The sequence below is a fragment of the Acinetobacter sp. CY81 genome (genome assembly GCF_059515925.1).
On the sequence record NZ_JCAKNC010000007.1, the window covers coordinates 64,270 to 82,985 of the forward strand.

The 18,716-nt window shown below is 38.4% G+C and carries 17 protein-coding genes and 1 tRNA gene; 8 read left to right on the forward strand and 10 right to left on the reverse strand.

Translation table 11 applies throughout. The features are described 5' to 3' along the window. Window positions 1-10: 10 nt before the first annotated feature. The 8 genes from AC5YDM_RS09710 to AC5YDM_RS09745 all read right to left on the reverse strand — a co-directional run bounded on the left by AC5YDM_RS09710 (window position 11) and on the right by AC5YDM_RS09745 (window position 7,878). A complete protein-coding gene (locus AC5YDM_RS09710) occupies window positions 11-1,567 on the reverse strand; it encodes a DUF2306 domain-containing protein (RefSeq protein WP_496151909.1) in 1,557 nt (518 codons plus the stop codon). A 113-nt stretch (window positions 1,568-1,680) separates the two neighbouring features. After that, the gene (locus AC5YDM_RS09715; protein WP_496151910.1) at window positions 1,681-2,124 is read right to left on the reverse strand and encodes a winged helix-turn-helix transcriptional regulator; all 444 of its coding nucleotides are present in this window, start codon (window positions 2,122-2,124) and stop codon (window positions 1,681-1,683) included. Between the two features lie 253 nt (window positions 2,125-2,377). After that, a complete protein-coding gene (cysK, locus tag AC5YDM_RS09720; protein ID WP_496151911.1) occupies window positions 2,378-3,376 on the reverse strand; it encodes a cysteine synthase A in 999 nt (332 codons plus the stop codon). A gap of 164 nt (window positions 3,377-3,540) precedes the next feature. Beyond that, a complete protein-coding gene (locus tag AC5YDM_RS09725; protein ID WP_496151912.1) occupies window positions 3,541-4,221 on the reverse strand; it encodes a class I SAM-dependent methyltransferase in 681 nt (226 codons plus the stop codon). 47 nt (window positions 4,222-4,268) lie between these two features. Continuing rightward, on the reverse strand, window positions 4,269-4,610 hold the full coding sequence (locus AC5YDM_RS09730) for a hypothetical protein (protein ID WP_496151913.1): 342 nt from the start codon (window positions 4,608-4,610) through the stop codon (window positions 4,269-4,271). Between the two features lie 74 nt (window positions 4,611-4,684). Next, window positions 4,685-5,263 (reverse strand): hypothetical protein, encoded by a 579-nt coding sequence (locus AC5YDM_RS09735; RefSeq protein WP_496151914.1) that lies wholly within the window; start codon window positions 5,261-5,263, stop codon window positions 4,685-4,687. 172 nt (window positions 5,264-5,435) lie between these two features. Continuing rightward, window positions 5,436-7,127: an AMP-binding protein gene (locus AC5YDM_RS09740; protein WP_496151915.1), complete on the reverse strand. Its 1,692-nt coding sequence runs from the start codon at window positions 7,125-7,127 to the stop codon at window positions 5,436-5,438. A gap of 124 nt (window positions 7,128-7,251) precedes the next feature. Beyond that, a complete protein-coding gene (locus AC5YDM_RS09745; RefSeq protein ID WP_496151916.1) occupies window positions 7,252-7,878 on the reverse strand; it encodes a TetR/AcrR family transcriptional regulator in 627 nt (208 codons plus the stop codon). A gap of 146 nt (window positions 7,879-8,024) precedes the next feature. Here AC5YDM_RS09745 and AC5YDM_RS09750 point away from each other — a divergent pair, with 146 nt between their 5' ends. From AC5YDM_RS09750 to AC5YDM_RS09785, 8 genes are all read left to right on the forward strand, one after another. After that, on the forward strand, window positions 8,025-9,197 hold the full coding sequence (locus AC5YDM_RS09750) for an isovaleryl-CoA dehydrogenase (protein ID WP_496151917.1): 1,173 nt from the start codon (window positions 8,025-8,027) through the stop codon (window positions 9,195-9,197). Between the two features lie 86 nt (window positions 9,198-9,283). Beyond that, on the forward strand, window positions 9,284-10,885 hold the full coding sequence (locus AC5YDM_RS09755) for a carboxyl transferase domain-containing protein (protein WP_496151918.1): 1,602 nt from the start codon (window positions 9,284-9,286) through the stop codon (window positions 10,883-10,885). A gap of 36 nt (window positions 10,886-10,921) precedes the next feature. Further along, window positions 10,922-11,716, forward strand: coding sequence for an enoyl-CoA hydratase/isomerase family protein (locus tag AC5YDM_RS09760; RefSeq protein ID WP_496151919.1), 795 nt, complete (start codon window positions 10,922-10,924; stop codon window positions 11,714-11,716). 29 nt (window positions 11,717-11,745) lie between these two features. Beyond that, window positions 11,746-13,752 carry an acetyl/propionyl/methylcrotonyl-CoA carboxylase subunit alpha gene (locus AC5YDM_RS09765; RefSeq protein WP_496151920.1) on the forward strand — a complete coding sequence of 669 codons (2,007 nt, stop codon included), beginning with the start codon at window positions 11,746-11,748 and terminating at the stop codon, window positions 13,750-13,752. Continuing rightward, the gene (locus AC5YDM_RS09770; RefSeq protein ID WP_496151921.1) at window positions 13,749-14,684 is read left to right on the forward strand and encodes a hydroxymethylglutaryl-CoA lyase; all 936 of its coding nucleotides are present in this window, start codon (window positions 13,749-13,751) and stop codon (window positions 14,682-14,684) included. The genes AC5YDM_RS09765 and AC5YDM_RS09770 overlap by 4 nt, the downstream gene beginning before the upstream one ends. Before the next feature lie 154 nt (window positions 14,685-14,838). Then, window positions 14,839-15,543 carry a CoA transferase subunit A gene (locus tag AC5YDM_RS09775; protein ID WP_496151922.1) on the forward strand — a complete coding sequence of 235 codons (705 nt, stop codon included), beginning with the start codon at window positions 14,839-14,841 and terminating at the stop codon, window positions 15,541-15,543. Between the two features lie 3 nt (window positions 15,544-15,546). Beyond that, the gene (locus AC5YDM_RS09780; RefSeq protein ID WP_496151923.1) at window positions 15,547-16,179 is read left to right on the forward strand and encodes a CoA transferase subunit B; all 633 of its coding nucleotides are present in this window, start codon (window positions 15,547-15,549) and stop codon (window positions 16,177-16,179) included. Window positions 16,180-16,378: 199 nt separating this feature from the next. Continuing rightward, window positions 16,379-17,794 (forward strand): short-chain fatty acid transporter, encoded by a 1,416-nt coding sequence (locus AC5YDM_RS09785; protein ID WP_496151924.1) that lies wholly within the window; start codon window positions 16,379-16,381, stop codon window positions 17,792-17,794. 86 nt (window positions 17,795-17,880) lie between these two features. On the opposite strand, the gene AC5YDM_RS09790 is transcribed toward AC5YDM_RS09785, so the two are convergent. Then, the gene (locus AC5YDM_RS09790; RefSeq protein WP_496151925.1) at window positions 17,881-18,108 is read right to left on the reverse strand and encodes a hypothetical protein; all 228 of its coding nucleotides are present in this window, start codon (window positions 18,106-18,108) and stop codon (window positions 17,881-17,883) included. A 279-nt stretch (window positions 18,109-18,387) separates the two neighbouring features. Continuing rightward, window positions 18,388-18,464: transfer RNA gene (locus AC5YDM_RS09795), tRNA-Met, on the reverse strand. Between the last annotated feature and the right edge of the window lie 252 nt (window positions 18,465-18,716).

Genomic DNA, 18,716 nt, shown 5'->3' on the forward strand with positions numbered 1-18,716 from the left:
TTCATTTTATTCAGTTGTGTTCTCGTGTCGCTTGACCAAATATCACATAGATAAAAGCTAGAAAAAGTAAGGCTGTACTAAAACCAACAGGAATTACATACCCTTGACCTACGCTCAAATATTCCGCTGGGATCGGTAAAAAGCTGAGTACAAATAAGGTGACTAAAAATAAGAATGAGAAAGGCAATAAACTCATTAAAAAAACCAATATTTCTTTCATATACGCCAAGTTCTTAAGCTGAGTCGCAATTAGAAATGCAATTGCAAAAATGGCGATCAAAGCACCATACACGCTATACATAGTGCCTCCTGAAAAAATCAGATTCTGAGGCTCAAGACCGATATTCCAGCCCCAATACACAGAAATAGCCCCTGAGATTCCAGCTAAAACTGCCAAAATTCGGCTTAAATAAATATTTTTTTGAGTAAATAGATTGATGTCTGATATTTTCAGCAACTGATTGAAAATATATACGCTGACGAACAACGCAATACCCGAAAATAAAACGAAAAATACAGTTAACACAGAAGATGAATCTAAAATCATCTGTTCACGTTGGATCAAAGCTGAAGGTAATAATTTCTCAGTAAAGCTCAATCCTGATAAACCGCTACTAAACACAAAATAATAAAGATTGGCGACAATACTGAGCAAAACCAGAATATATAAAATAGGCTGGAGGGTTTGAAATTGAATACGTGCTTTTTCGGCAAATGGATGTGGTTTACGTTGTTTCATTGGACGTAAATATTGTCTATTGATCAAAATCAGTCCATAACCGATCAATATCGTTTCAGGCAACATGATTCCCATGGTAACTAAATTCACAGTTTCTTGATCAATGTTCGGAAATATTTTCCCCAGCAATGCCCAATCCCATCGCAGCATCGGTGCAACCATCAAACAGGCAAAGGATGCTGCCATCCACGCTTGATGCTCAAATATTCTTTTTTTCTTCAGCGCCAAAACAGCCATGCCAATGGACACTAAAGAGAAAACACCAAATACCCAGAGAGCAATCCAGGCAACCAAGTGATCATAGATATGATGCGGTGCAGTATTTGCAAGATAAAGTAACGAGGTAATGACCGCGATGGGAACAGTGATCAGGTAAATGGCTCCAATCGTTCGATGCACTTTCATATAATTTTTACGAAAAGAGGGCCAAAACTGTAGTGAACCCAACAACATACAAAAGCTACCCAATAAAATATGGATCAACATTAAGATCTGGTTGTAAGTCGACATTGTGGTGTAATACACCCCATGCTGAAGCAATTTAGATTCCGTAAATCGGGAAGCTTCGGTCATTTTTGACAATCCCCACAGCTCCATTCCGAAAGGTTTCATATTTTCAACTGTTGGGTCTTGTTGCACAGTGACTAAAATATTTTGTATTTGTTCAGTTGCGTTGTCCGTGGTAAACGGCAACATGAAGCGCCCTGTGCCTTCACTTAAAGCAACGATACCTGCGATGGTCATGGTAATCGTGATAATTAACATAAAAATCAAGCTGGTTGCTTTACCTAAGAAATGAACTGAAGACTTATTTTTATTGGTGTCCATTTAAATCACCTAATTCTAATATTGAACATAATTGAATATTTCGTTGAGCATCTTAAGTTCCTTTTTAGAACTTATATAGTAAAAAAAGATGACTACCCATTCACTTTAATTTTTTAACCTAAATCAGGAGAAGTATTTTTACGTGTGAGTGGCTCACCACAACATTGACATGTCATGATTAAATCTGCGACCTTGCCGCAACTTTTATGAATATATTGAACATGAGGATGTGTTTGTTCCTCATTCATCCAATCATTGCCCCATTTTGTAAAGGATAACAGTATTGGATATAAAGCTAGACCACGTTCAGTCAGCTTATATTCATATCGAGTGGGAGAAACCTGATAAGGTTTTTTTTCGATAATATTATGCTCAACTAAACGGTTTAGGCGTTCTGCGAGTAAATGTCGAGTCATCCCCAGTTGATTTTGAAACTCATCAAAACGTGATGTATGCATAAAAGCATTTCGAATGATCAGTAATGTCCAACGATCGCCAAAAATTGACAAACTACGAGCTATTGGGCAATTTACCTCTGATAAATCACTCCATTTCATATGTTTCTCTCTTTAAAGGACACAGAATATCTATTTATCAAATATAAGACCAAACAAACCTAATTTCAAAACCGCTATACAGTGGTATGAGTTAAGTTATCTAAAATCAATGATTCTATCAATCAAAATTATGATCAGAAAATAAAATATCTCAAAATGCTAATGACTATCGAATTCATTAGGATCGTAATCTAGCAGAATATTTAAACAAAAAAACCGACTCTATTGAGTCGGTTTCTAAATAATTCAACTTTTAGTCTGCTGAAATATCTTCAAACAGCACAGATGATAAGTAACGCTCCCCAGCGTCAGGCAAGATGACCACAATGGTTTTACCTGCATTTTCAGGTCGTTCAGCGAGCTTCTTCGCAGCTGCCAGTGCTGCACCGCTTGAAATACCCACAAAAATGCCTTCTTGAGTCGCAGATAAACGCGCAGTATCAATTGCTTCTTGGTTCTCAATCGCAATTACTTCATCGACTAAATCTAAATCAAGATTAGCTGGAATGAAGTTCGCACCAATCCCCTGAATTTTATGCGGACCAGGCGTTAATGTTTCACCACGTTTAGTTTGTCCAATGATTGGCGAATCAGCAGGTTCGACCGCTACAGAGTAAATCGGCTGATTTTTAACTTTTTCAAAATAGCGTGAAATACCTGAAATCGTACCGCCTGTACCTACGCCAGCCACTAAAATATCGACTTTACCGCCTGTCGCAGCAAAGATTTCAGGCCCAGTGGTTTCTTCGTGAATTTTCGGGTTGGCTGGGTTTTCAAACTGTTGTGGTAAATAATAAAGCTCTGGATTTTCAGTGGCTAAACGTACTGCTTCTTCCACAGCACCTTTCATTCCTTTCGCAGGTTCAGTCAATACTAAATTTGCACCTAAAGCTTTTAGCACTTTACGGCGCTCAATACTCATACTCGCAGGCATAGTTAAAGTAATGTCATAACCTTTGGCCGCAGCAACAAAGGCCAATGCAATCCCTGTATTACCGCTAGTAGGTTCTACAATGTGCATGCCTTTTTTAAGTTTTCCACTTTTCTCAGCATCTGCAATCAACGCTGCGCCTATACGGTCTTTCACTGAGAATGCAGGATTACGACTTTCGATTTTGGCAAGGACTGTTGCGCCACCGGTGATGAGTCGATTAATACGTACTAAAGGCGTATTACCAATTGCTTCTGCATTATTTGAATAAACAGCAATACCTAAATTTTCTGTACTTGGAAATTGTGGATCTGTAGACATGATCTTCCCTTTTATATTCATAAATCTATGGTTTTATCATAATCTTTTTTCATTTTAGATATATAAACATTTGTAAAAAAACAATATAAAATTATGAGCATTCTTTATATAAAATAATGAAATAGAAAGATTTAAGCAATTTGATTTTAAATACTTAAAAATTATTAAATACCTTTACCATATACCATAACACCATAGAAATTTGAAATTTGAGTAAAACATTCGGTTGAATTAAATCCACAATTTCGTAACAACTGTTGCATGTCTTGAATGCTAATTAATTCAAAATCATCTTCCAAGCGTTCAACCATCATTTGGCTTTGCTTTTCACTTAGACCTAAACTTTCAGTGAGATATTTCAATTGTAAAATTTGCTGTTGATCTTTAAATTGCATCAGATCAAAACTCATCAGAAAACCGTGGAAATTCAAGGATTGCTGAATATCTTTGAAATATTTTTTCTTTTGCGATGCATCTAAAAAATGCGACACCAAAATTGCTAAAGCCACATCATATTGCTGTGAATGGCTTTGCAAAACACTTGAATCACCAATAATAAATTCAACCCTCTCTAAATCATTGTTTTTTATACGTGCCTTGGCTTTATGAATCATTTCCTCAGAAGGATCAAATGCGACAAAGTTAGCTTCGGGAAATGTCTTTAATAAATATTGAAGTTCATAGCCTGTACCACACCCAGCAATCAAAATTTTTGCATGAGGTGAAAGCTTTACTTTTAAAATCGATTGTATTTGTAGATGTACCAATTCATAACCCGGGATGAGACATCGAATATGTTCATCGTATTTTTCCACGACTTTTGGATGATTAAAGTCCTTAGCCATCACCTTACTCCTTGTAACTAAACTGTTAAATTTCCAAAATATTTTACTTATTTTTTATCCTTAATCTCAAACTCTTTGAACTCATAATTATCTTTATAGCTAATTTCTTCAGGTCTTATTTTGTTCATTTCATTGGCTTGTACAACTTCTGCATGCCATTGGGGTAATGATTTGAATCGAAGCTGAATTCTTCTCGCAATTAAACAGCACACATCAAATGGAAAGGAAAAATAACTTGGCAATGGGTTGTTAAAATACACACATCGAAAGGACATCCAAGTATCTTTTATGCTTTCTTTAGACCCTTCTAAACGTTGGCAAAAAGTGAGTTGTTTGAGTGGATCAATCGTCCCATACATTGGATGTGGTTTTGGCTTAAGTTCATCCATCCCATGTTGCATATAGTGACAAATAAAGCTCCATAATCCCAATGAAGCACCATTGCCAATCTTGGGAAATCCAATTAAAAAGTATCTTTTAAAATACCATCTTCAATAATATGCGCTCTAAGTTCATATATAGGCATACCACCTAAACCTTGTGATGTGCCTAAAGCATAGGTCACATCCAACCAATGTTTTTCTACATATTCTTGTTCGTTGATATAAAAATAAACTTTTTGGGTATTGCGATTAAAAATAATAGGTCGGCAAATCGGTTTTCCTTTATCATATTTAAATAATGGTCTTAAAAAACCAAATAAAGGAAGCATTAATCCACAAGAAACCATTATTACAAAAAAAATGTGAAAACCTCTCCCTGTATCAGAAAATGGATTCAATATTGTATGAATTAACAAAATAATCATTACAACCAACATAGGACTACACATCACGAATAGACTAAAGCCTTTTCCTAATCTTGCATAATATTGATCAATCAACTCAATATAATCAGCATTCATCCTTAAGAAGGACCAATTATGATTTAACTCATATTTGTCTTCTAACGTTAAAGGAACTTCAATATCCTCTAGTTCTATTGGAATATTTTTTTTAAAATTATCATAACCATACCAATAGTTCGGCTCTTTAATATTCATTTAAGTCTCATCGTACTTACAATCGTTGAGGATGCTTTGATCATACAAAAAACGCTAACGAAGTAATATTTAAATTTCTAAAACATCTATGATTTCAAAAGTATTCAGTCCCCAAATGAAAATGCCAAACTCAATTGAATTTGGCATTGATTACAGAATTTAAGTTAAAGATTTATGCCATTTCATCTTGAAGATTCAACTCTTCGCGCATGAATTCTTGTAGCTTAAACTTTTGCGCCTTACCCGATGCCGTCATTGGGAACTCAGTAAAGAATCGCACATATTTTGGTACTTTATTATGTGAAATATGTTCTTTACAGTAGTTTCGAATGCATTCGTCAGTGACAGTATGACCTTCTTGTAAAATAATACATGCACATAATTCTTCACCATAACGGCGATCAGGCAAGCCTATCACTTGTACATCCATGACATCTGGATGCTTATAGAGGAAGTCTTCAATTTCTTTCGGGAATAGATTTTCACCACCACGAATAACCACGTCTTTAATACGACCTTTGATCTTAATAAATCCATGTTCATCCATTTCAGCAATATCACCTGTATGCATCCATTTTGCAACATCAACCACTTCGCGGGTTTTTTCTTCTTCTTCCCAATAGCCAAGCATGACCGAATAGCCACGAACACACAGCTCACCCAATTTACCACGTGGTACAACTTTACCTTGCTCATCTACAATTTTGATTTCAATATGAGGATGAACACGCCCGACAGTACTGACTCGCTGTTCTAAAGAATCTGCTGTAGAACTCTGTGCACTTACTGGAGAAGTTTCGGTCATACCGTAGCAAATCGTAATATCGCGCATATGCATACGATCGATGACCCTTTGCATAATTTCGCGTGGACATGGACTGCCTGCCATGATTCCTGTTCTAAGGCTACTTAAATCAAATTGATCAAATTGCTCATGTTCAAGCATTGCAATAAACATGGTCGGTACGCCGTATGCAGCTGTGCATTTTTCAGCTTCAATGGTTTTCAGGCTTTCTAAAGGATTAAACACACCCGCCGGATAAACCATAGTCGAACCATGGGTGATACAGGCTAGATTTCCCATCACCATACCAAAGCAATGGAATAATGGCACAGAAATACACACGCGATCTTGCGGTGTTAGATGAATTGCTTCGCCCACAAAATATCCATTATTTAGGATGTTGTTATGTGTCAGCATCGTACCTTTAGGGTTGCCTGTGGTACCTGAAGTGAACTGAATATTAATGGTTTCATCAAATTGTAAATCTGCTGCAATCGCTTCGAGTTGCGCTAATTGTTCAGCATTGGGTTCAGGCATGAGATCTGAAAAACGATGAAAACCAACTTGCTCTTGATCATCAATTTTAATGACAGATTTTAAATGCGGTAAATTTTGAGCACTTAAAACTTTATCATGCGCATTTTGAATTTCAGGCGCAATTTTAGTCAAAATTTCTTGATAATCCGTGGTCTTAAAACTAGATGCAATGATCAATGCCTTACATGAAACTTTATTCAGCACAAATTCAAGTTCACTGCTTTTATAAGAAGGATTTAAATTGACTAAAATAATCCCTGCTTTGAATGCAGCGAATTGACTAATCGTCCATTCCACACAGTTCGGCGACCATATCCCTAAGCGATCACCTTTATTTAAACCCAGCTGAATCAAGCTACAGGCAAATGCATTCACCTTAACTTGTAACTGCTTATAACTGAGTCGTACATTTTGATGCACACTGATTACTGCATCTTGATCTGCATATTGTAAACATGCTTGATCAAATTTATCGCCTATGGTCATGCCCAGTAAGGGTTGCTGGCTGGTGCCATAGGCATAACTTAATCGTACCTGCGTCATTGAATCACACTCCTTGATTCTTTTTTAATTCTATCGTTCTACATCCAATTCATTGAACTATTTATACTAAAGCGAATAGCAATTATTCTTTTAAAGCACTTCCTTTTGTGCAAGATTACTCAGCTTAGGCTCCCTCCTTCATTTGAACTGCATTTACACAAAAATCAGCAATTTGCTTTACGAAATAACCTTTATAATTCTCATCAAAAATAACATTGCGCGATGGATTTAAAGGTTCAATCACAACAAAAGTCATTGCACCAACGACACATAATGCTGCTGTATTCAAATCTTCAAACACAAAATCGCCATTTGTTTTTCCTTCAGCGAGAATCTCTTTGATCGATTCCTTGATCAATTGTTTACTACGGAAACGCTCATGTTCTAGTACCGCATCTATCGGTTCAAACATCAGTGAATAAGACAACTGCGGGCTATTTAAAGCACGCTTTACAAATGTCTTCACCGCTTTATGCAATTTTTCGACACTTTCCAGTTCACTTTTTGCAATGGTGTTTAAAATATCAATCTCATGCGTAATTGCATTGGACAATACTTCAATCAAAATCTGATTTTTATTTTCAAAATAACGATAGACCAAACCACTTGAAACCCCTGATTTCTCAGCTATAGCCTGAACTTGCGCTTCTTTGAAACCACCAATCGCAATCAGATCACGTGCAGAATGCAATATTGATTGCCTATTCTGCATCATTCTTTCTTGCATTAAAGATGATCTTTTATAGCTCATAATCGTGTACCTAATCAACTAAAATGAATTATAAATCATTTTGTGAATTTTAATTCACTTTTTTATAAAATATATGTATGGTATGTTTAAAGCAGAGTGAAATTGCTTTTGATGGAATAAAAAATAGAATTTTTAGGATGAAAAAAATGAATTTACATAGCATCGACTTTGGACTGGATGAAACTTTAATTGCACTACGCGATTCAGTTGCTGCTTTTTGTGCAAAAGAAATCGCGCCGATTGCAGCTCAAGTAGATAAAGATAATTTATTCCCTGCACATTTATGGAAAAAGTTTGGTGATATGGGACTCATGGGCTTAACCGTCAGTGAAGAATACGGTGGTCTAAACTTAGGTTACTTAGCGCATATTATTGTGATGCAAGAAATTTCGCGTGCTTCTGCTTCTATTGGTCTGTCTTATGGTGCGCACTCTAACCTTTGTATCAATCAAATTAATCGCAATGGCTCTGAAGAACAAAAACAGAAATACTTGCCTAAACTCATTTCAGGTGAATACGTTGGCGCACTTGCAATGTCTGAGCCGAATGCAGGCTCTGATGTCGTGAGTATGAAACTCAAAGCTGAAGATCAAGGTGATCATTTTGTTTTAAATGGTTCAAAAATGTGGATCACCAACGGTGGTGATGCAGATGTCCTCGTGGTTTATGCAAAAACAGATTTAAATGCAGGGGCTAAAGGCATGACTGCATTCCTGATCGAAAAAGACATGGAAGGCTTTAGCCATGGTAGTCATTTAGACAAACTCGGTATGCGAGGTTCGAACACTTATCCGTTGTTTTTTGACAATGTCAAAGTGCCAAAAGAAAACGTAATGGGTGGTGTTGGCAACGGTACTAAAGTTCTCATGAGTGGTTTGGATTATGAACGTGCGGTACTAAGTGGTGGTCCGCTTGGCATTATGGATGCTTGCTTAGATGCAGTGATTCCTTACATTCATGAGCGTAAACAGTTTGGTCAATGCTTAGGTGAATTCCAACTAATGCAAGGCAAAATTGCAGATATGTATTCCACTTGGTTGGCAAGTAAAGCGCTGGTTTATGCTATTGGTGCAGCTTGCGACAAAGCAGATCATGACCGTGGTTTACGTAAAGATGCAGCCAGTGCCATCCTCTACTCTGCTGAAAAAGCAACATGGATGGCAGGCGAAGCCATTCAAACCTTAGGTGGTAATGGTTATATCAATGACTATGACACAGGTCGTTTATGGCGTGATGCAAAACTCTACGAGATTGGCGCAGGCACATCAGAAATTCGCCGCATGCTGATTGGTCGTGAATTGTTTAATGAAACCAAATAAGAAAGAAAAATAACCAAGCATTGATCAGCATGTATGACTAAACATGCATGGATAGCTTAGAAGATAGTAATACAAGGATGTACTAGATGAACGAAATCCAAAGCAAAATAAATGTTCGATCGGAAGACTTTAAAATCAATCAGGCAGCAATGCTTAGCTTGGTTGATGACCTCACACAGAAAGCACAAACCATCGCTTTGGGTGGTGGTGAAAAAGCACGCCAAAAACATCTTGATCGTGGAAAATTATTACCACGTGAACGTATTGATCAACTCATTGATGCAGGGACCGCATTTCTAGAGATTGGTCAATTGGCAGCTTATCAAGTGTATCCGGATGATGTACCAGCGGCAGGTGTAGTTGCAGGTATTGGTCAAGTGCATGGTGTCACCTGCATGATTGTCGCCAATGATGCAACGGTGAAAGGTGGAACATACTACCCTCTTACCGTTAAGAAGCATTTGCGTGCTCAAGAAATTGCTGAACAAAATCATTTACCGTGTATCTATATGGTGGATTCAGGCGGTGCTTTCTTGCCGATGCAAGATGAAGTATTCCCAGATCGGGACCATTTTGGACGTATTTTCTATAACCAAGCACGTATGTCGAGTATGGGTATTGCTCAAATTGCCGTCGTGATGGGAAGCTGTACCGCAGGTGGAGCATATGTTCCTGCCATGTCAGATGAAACCATCATTGTGCGTAACCAAGGCACAATCTTTTTGGGTGGCCCACCACTAGTGAAAGCGGCTACAGGAGAAGTGGTTAGTTCTGAAGATTTAGGTGGTGGCGATGTACATACCCGCCTTTCAGGTGTGGCCGATCATTTGGCTGAAAATGATGAACATGCGATTGCAATCGCTCGTAACATCGTAAAGAACCTGAATATCAAACCCAATCCACCATTACAAGCCATTGAAGAACCACTCTACGATGCTAAAGAACTATATGGTGTGATTCCAAGCGATTCACGTAAACCTTTTGATATTCGAGAAGTGATTGCTCGCATTGTAGATGGCTCACGTTTAGACGAGTTTAAAGCACGTTTTGGTACGACACTCATCACAGGTTTTGCCACGTTATATGGTATGCCAGTCGGCATTATTGCCAACAACGGAATTTTATTTTCAGAATCTGCTCAAAAAGGTGCTCATTTTATTGAGCTGTGTACGCAACGAAATATTCCGTTAATTTTCATCCAAAATATCACCGGATTTATGGTTGGTCGTCAGTATGAAAATGAAGGCATCGCCAAAAATGGTGCGAAATTGGTGATGGCTGTAGCAACGGCTAATGTACCTAAGCTGACATTAGTGGTCGGTGGTTCTTTCGGTGCAGGTAACTACGGCATGTGTGGTCGAGCTTACTCTCCACGTTTCCTATGGACTTGGCCGAATTCACGAATTTCAGTGATGGGTGGGGAGCAAGCGGCAAGTGTTTTATCGACTTTAAAACGCGATCAAATCGAAGGGCGTGGTGAAGCTTGGTCAAACGACGACGAAGATCAATTCAAACAGCCTTTTAGAGATCAATTTGAGAAACAAGGTCATCCGTATTATGCCTCTTCTCGCCTTTGGGATGATGGTGTAATTGATCCTGCTCAATCTCGACATGTCTTGGGCTTAAGTTTAGCTGCCGCGATGAATGCGCCAATTCAACCGACCAAGTTCGGCGTGTTCCGCATGTAAGCACTGAACATTAGACATTGGGAATTGGAGAAAAAGATGAACTATCAATATTTAGAACTCGAACAAAATAACCAAGTCGCAACGGTTTGGCTAAACCGTGCAGAACTACATAATGCTTTTAATACGCAAGTGATTGAAGAGCTTAATAATTGTTTCACCACACTCAATACACGAGATGATGTTCGTGTGGTGATTTTGGCGGGACGTGGTAAAAGTTTCTCTGCGGGTGCAGACCTGAATTGGATGAAACAAGCAGGTCAAGCATCTAAGCAAGACAATGAAGCTGATGCGCTTAAACTGGCAAAAATGATGCAAAGTTTAGCGACGTTAAAACAACCCACGATTGCCCGTGTGCATGGCATCGCTTTTGGTGGTGGTATGGGATTAGCTTCAGCCTGTGATATTTGTGTGGCAAGTGTTGATGCTAAATTTGCAACCTCAGAAGTTCGTTTGGGTTTAGCCCCGTCTACGATTAGTCCTTATGTGATTCGTGCGATTGGCGCACGTCAGGCTTCACGCTATTTCTTAACTGCTGAACGTATTAATGCAGAACAAGCTCAAAATATTGGCTTAGTACATGAAGTTAGTTCTGCTGAAGATTTAGATGCAAAAGTTGATGCGATTGTTCAAGCCCTTTTACTCGGTGGTCCTGAAGCTCAAGCGTCCTCTAAACAACTTATTCAATTGGTTGATCGACAAGAACTCACCGAAGCATTATTACTTGAAACGGCAAAACATATTGCCCATGTACGCCAAGGTGCTGAGGCTAAAAATGGATTGACTGCATTTTTAAATAAGCAAAGTCCAGATTGGATTAAAACCGCGGATTAAAAGCATCAAAAAGAATAAGGATATTGATTATGTTTAATAAAATTTTAATTGCGAATCGTGGTGAAATTGCTTGTCGTGTCATTCGCAGTGCAAAAAAACTTGGAATAGCGACTGTTGCCGTGTATTCAGATGCTGATACAAACTCGCAGCACGTCAAACTCGCTGATGAAGCGATTTATATTGGTGAATCTCCTGCTTCACAAAGTTATTTGCAAGCGGATCGTATTATTCAAGCCGCTTTAGATACAGGTGCTGAAGCGATTCATCCAGGTTATGGTTTTTTATCTGAAAATGACAAATTTGCTGAGGCCTGTGAAAAGAACAACATCACCTTTATCGGGCCTCCTGTCGCTGCGATTTTAGCGATGGGTTTAAAAGCGACGTCTAAAGCACTGATGGAAAAAGCAGGTGTGCCTTTAACACCGGGTTATCACGGCACCAATCAAGATGCAGATTTTTTAAAACAGCAAGCCGATGATATTGGCTACCCTGTTTTAATTAAAGCCTCTGCGGGTGGCGGTGGTAAAGGGATGCGTTTGGTTGAACGTAGTGAAGATTTCTTAAGTGCATTAGCATCATGCAAAAGTGAAGCAAAATCTAGCTTTGGCAATGATGATGTACTGATTGAACGCTATGTGATGAATCCACGTCATATTGAAGTGCAAGTTTTTGGCGACAAGCACGGCAATTATGTACATTTATTTGAGCGTGATTGTTCAGTTCAACGCCGTCATCAAAAGGTTTTAGAAGAAGCACCTGCGCCAAAAATGCAGGAAGCAAAACTTGAAGCGATGCGTGAAGCAGCCATCAATGCTGCACGTGCGGTCGATTATGTCGGCGCTGGAACAGTTGAATTCATTGTTGAGCAAGACGGTACGGCTTACTTCATGGAAATGAATACGCGTCTTCAAGTTGAACATCCCGTGACTGAAATGATCACAGGACAAGATTTAGTCGAATGGCAACTTCGTGTCGCTTTTGGTGAGCCATTACCGAAGCAACAGCACGAGCTTCAGATTCATGGTCATGCCCTTGAAGCGCGTGTATACGCAGAGGAGCCTGAAAAAGGTTTTATGCCTGCTATTGGTAAAATCAACTATCTCCACTACCCAGCCCAGAATGATTTTGTCCGTGTTGATAGCGGAATTGTAGAGGGTGATGAAATCACCACTTTCTATGATCCGATGATTGCAAAATTGATCGTTTGGGGTGAAAACCGTAAAGCCGCATTGGTGCAAATGCATAATGCTCTGAGCCAATTCCATGTGGAAGGTTTAGGCAATAACATCGCATTTTTAGATCGTTTGGTGGCAAGTGAATCCTTCACTCATGCAAATTTGGATACCAATCTGATTCAACGTGAAGAAAATTATTTATTTAATACACTACAGCAGACGTCTAATGAATTGATCGCATCCGCAGCGCTGACTGAATTATTACTCCGTTCCAGCCAAAATAAAGTAGCGAAGAATCCAGTATGGCAAGCAGATCCGCTTTGGCGTAGCAATGTAAAAAGTAGTTATCCAATCAAGTTTAAATTGGTAGATCAAGATATTTGCATTCGATTAACTTCAAATAATGGAACTTTAGGTCAGCCCTGTTTTACCGCGGATATAAATGGTGAAAAGATTGAATTAAGTGGTGAAATACTCAATAAAAATTTAGTTGCGGTTGAGTTACAAGGTAAAAAGGATAAATTGGCATTTAGTCAGTCTAAAGATGCTTTAACCATTTTCAAAAATGGTAAAACTTATGCATTTCACTACATCAAAAATAATTATAGTGCTGAAGATTCAGCGGGTTCTGAAGGCAACCTGAAAGCGCCGATGCCTGGTGCCATTACCCAAGTCTTTGTGACCGCCAATCAAAGCGTGAAAAAAGATGAGGTGTTACTCACCCTTGAAGCCATGAAAATGGAATATGCCATTCGAGCGCCGTTTGATGGTGTAGTGATTGCCTCTTATTTCCAAAAAGGTGATCAAGTCAAAGCTGGTGATGAACTGGTCGAGTTTCAAGCGCTTGAGGAGGTTGCATGAGTACCTTCTCTAATAATCAAGTTCAAAGCAATTCCAATTTTGTCAAAATCGTTGAAGTCGGTCCACGTGATGGACTGCAAAATGAAAAGACACCATTAACTCTGGATGATCGTAGAAATCTGATTTTAGACTTGATGAAAACAGGTCTAAAAAATATTGAAGTGGGTTCTTGTGTTTCTGCCAAGTGGGTACCACAAATGGCAGATAGCGATGTGCTCTATAGCCAATTGCCTCAAGATCCTGAGATTCAATTCAGTTTACTGACACCAAATTTAAAAGGTTTTGAATCAGCTTTGGCTGTGGGTTGTAATGAAGTTGCGGTCTTTACAGCGGCTTCTGAAAGCTTTACTCAAAAGAATATCAACTGTTCGATAGAAGAAAGCTTTGAAAAGTTTGCAGATGTACTACAGCAGGCAAAACAGCATGACATTAAAGTGCGAGGCTATGTGTCGTGTATTGTTGATTGTCCTTATGAAGGTGCGATAGACCCACAAAAGGTCGCTGAAGTAACTTCCAAACTGATTGATTTAGGGTGTTACGAAGTATCATTGGGTGAAACCATTGGGACTGCAACCCCAGATCGAGTCGAGAAAGTATGGGATGCATGTCTACAACATGTTGAACCACAATTTCTAGCTGGACATTTTCACAATACCTACGGCATGGCGATTGCAAATATTTATCAGTCACTCCAACAAGGCATTCGAATTTTTGATTCATCGATTGCAGGCCTGGGCGGTTGTCCTTATGCAAAAGGTGCTTCCGGCAATGTATCCACTGAAGATCTATTCTATTTACTCTCAAAAATGGGGTATGAAACTGGCATTGATCTAAATGCACTGATGCAAGCTTCTCAAAACATTAGCCAAATATTACAGCGTCAGAATCCATCAAACTACGCCAATGCATATTGGCAAACACGTTGTGCTTAGCTTAATAAGTAAATAAAAAACTGACCTTTATTCTATTTTCAAAATTAATAAAAGGTCAGTAAGAGAATTTTAAAAATCTAAATCAACACCGAATGCTGAAAAGGTATTTGGCTAAAACTCAAAACGTACTCAATGATTGAGAATGAGGTGTTTAATGACCAATAAAGTATATGAATCTGCTGAAGCAGCACTCAAAGGCATTGTTCAGGACGGACATACCCTTGCTGTTGGTGGCTTCGGTTTATGCGGTATTCCTGAAGCCTTAATTACAGCCTTAAAAGAAACTGGCGCAAAAGATTTAACCTGTATTTCAAATAATGCAGGCGTAGATGGTTTTGGACTAGGTTTATTGCTTGAAACTAAACAAATCAAAAAAATGATCGCCTCTTATGTCGGCGAAAACAAAGAGTTTGAACGTCAGTTTTTAAATGGTGAACTTGAAGTCGAATTAACCCCCCAAGGGACATTGGCAGAAAAACTACGTGCAGGTGGCGCAGGTATCCCTGCTTTCTATACACAAACAGGCGTTGGAACGCTGATTGCTGAAGGTAAAGAAGTCCGTGAATATCATGGCAAAGAATACATTTTAGAAGAATCACTCACCGCAGATATTGCATTAGTAAAAGCTTACAAAGCAGATAAAGCGGGTAATTTGATTTTCCGTAAAACGGCACAAAACTTCAATCCTGTCTGTGCCATGGCAGGAAAAATTAGCATTGCTGAAGTGGAAGAAATTGTTGAAATTGGTGAATTAGACCCAGATTCAATTCATTTACCAGGTATTTATATCAACCGTATTGTATTAAATACAGCCCCTGAAAAACGTATCGAACAAATGACTTTAAAGGCGGAGGCTTAAACCATGGCTTGGACACGCAATGAAATGGCGCAACGCGCAGCTTTAGAGCTTGAAGATGGGTTTTATGTCAATTTAGGGATTGGACTGCCCACACTGGTTGCGAACTATATTCCTGAACATATCAATGTTTGGCTTCAGTCTGAAAATGGCTTATTGGGCATTGGTGAATTTCCAACGGCTGATACAGTCGATGCAGATTTAATTAATGCAGGCAAACAAACGGTGACCGCACGTAAAGGAGCTTCATTTTTTTCCAGTGCAGACTCATTTGCCATGATCCGTGGTGGTCATGTGAATATTGCAATTTTAGGGGCAATGGAAGTCTCTCAATCAGGTGATCTTGCGAACTGGATGATTCCAGGTAAAAAGGTTAAAGGTATGGGCGGTGCAATGGATTTGGTTGCAGGTGTACAAAAAGTCGTTGTTCTGATGGAACATTCAGCTAAAGATGGTACGCCTAAAATTGTAGACAAATGCGCCCTACCACTGACAGGTAAAGGCGTGGTTCACCGTGTGATTACCGATTTAGGTGTGGTTGATATTACTCCTGAAGGTGTCAAATTGGTTGAACTTGCTAAAGATGTCACTTTTGATGAAATTCAAAAAGTCACTGGTGTGCCTTTAATCCAAGCTTAATGTGTTGACAGATTAATATGACATAGCTCGTAGTATTTTTAGCCTGATTTTTTGAATTTTGGATTCTTTCCATACAATATTTCAGGCTCACTTTAATCAAAAAATTAATTCACTAAAGCCGTTTTAAAAATCTATTTTAAAAATGAAGTAAGGAAACAACTCATTAAGTAAAAGCCAACTCTAAAATAAGGACAGAATTATGGATAATTCTCAAAATATATTGCAAAGATTTGCATTAAGTGTCAGTAACTGGGCTGAAAAATGGTTTCCAGATTCTTATATCTTCGCACTACTTGGTGTCGTTATCGTTGCAATTGCAGCCATTGGAATTGGTGCACCTGTTCAAGATGTCGCAAACTCCTTTGGTAATGGCTTTTGGAGCTTGATCCCATTTACCATGCAAATGTGTATGTTGATTATCGTGGGATATGTGGTATCTGTTTCAAAACCAGTTGAAATTCTCATTCAAAAAATGGCACGAATTCCCAACTCTGGGCGAAATGCAATTGTCTTGGTAGCGACGGTCAGTCTGCTCATTTCTCTGATTAACTGGGCGATGAGTACCGTGCTAACAGCATTACTCGTTATTGCCTTGGCAAAACGTAAAGAACTAAATATGGACTATCGCGCTGCCGCCGCAGCCGCGATTATTGGGATGGGCGCGACTTGGGCTTTGGGGATTAGCTCTTCTGCAGCACAACTGCAAGCCAATAAAGCCAGCTTGCCTGAGCCGATTTACAACTTAACCGGTGTGATTCCATTCACTGAGACCATTTTTCTGCCTCAATCTATGATCATGACCGCTGTTTTGATCGTTGCCTCTATTGCAATCTGTTATTGGTCTGCACCTAAAGGTAACAGTATTAAAACCATGGATCAGTTTGACATTGAGCTGGATGAAGATAAACCAATTACGAACACCGAAACTAAAAAAAGACCGGGTGAATGGTTAGAGAATTCACCACTTCTAAGCATACTTATCGTTGTATTAGGTTTGTTATGGATGTTTAATGAATTCGGAAAAAGTAATCCAATCATTGCGATTTCAAGTTTAAATACGTATAACTTTATTTTCTTGATGTTAGGTATCGCTCTACACGGCACACCGCGCAATTTCTTGAATGCCGTGTCTAAAGCCGTTCCAGCCGTTTCAGGTGTTTTAATTCAATTTCCACTTTACGGTAGTATTGCTTTCATCATGACCAATGCCATGAACAGTGCTGATCTTTCACTGTCGCATTATATTGCTGAATTTTTTGTATCAATCGCGTCTAAAGAAACCTTTGCGATTGTGATGGGAATTTATTCTGCCATTTTAGGCTTCTTTATTCCATCAGGTGGTGGAAAGTGGATTATTGAAGCACCTTATGTCATGCAAGCAGCCAATGATCTGAAAGTACATCTTGGATGGTCTGTGCAGATTTACAATGCTGCTGAAGCCCTTCCCAATTTAATTAACCCTTTCTTTATGTTGCCAATGTTAGGGATTCTTAAACTCAAAGCTAAAGATGTGATCGGCTTTACTGTGACTCAACTAGTTTTCCATATCCCATTAGTTTTATTCTTACTCTGGATACTCGGACGTACTTTAACCTATACACCGCCAGTGTTTTAAGAAACATAAATTCATAAATTTTCAAATACAAAAAACCGCCAAATTTGGCGGTTTTTAAATTTTTAAGAATATTAAACTACGTGCGATTAACACACTCTAGACTCTAAACGGAACATTTCGTGAACGCCAGTATAAAAACTACGGCCATCTAAGTTCAAATCAATTTCGATACCAGATTGAAGTAATACTTTTTTACCGACTTCAACCCACTCAAACCCTTCACGGGTACTTTGCATTTTTTTTGATGGAACCAACGATACTAAAATTTCACGACCATTTACAGATTTTGCAATTACATTTTCAAATTTATTCAACATTTACACCAATAATATACGACAATACAAATTCCAAAATTAGAATTTATAACAAACAATGAATTGAAGATTTACGATCAATATTTAGAGAGGATATTTAAAATTTGTCTTTTTGTTTAACGACTTAGCTTAACAACACTGCAACTATAATTTTCATTAGAATGACTTACCACTTGTAAGCCACTTTCACATCAATTTAACGCTTTAAACAAACTATACTGATCATTTACTTTACTTCGACATATCCAATCATTTTACAGAAATGCTGTTTTAAATGATTGGTAGCGGGAGCTGGATTTGAACCAACGACCTTCGGGTTATGAGCCCGACGAGCTACCAGACTGCTCCATCCCGCATCAACAAGTACATTTATACAGAAAAACGATTAATGAGTCAAGAATTATCTATATTAAAGGAATAGATATATCCTTAAACATCCATGAAGTCATACTTTAAAGCATTTTTATCCATTTAAATCACCCTTGTTTGGTTATTTTTTAATCGCTTATATGTATTAAAAGAATAAGATTTACAGAACAAATATGAACACCATTAAAGATCAATACCTTTTAGAACGTGGAATGACTTCACATCATCAGGTGAATAGT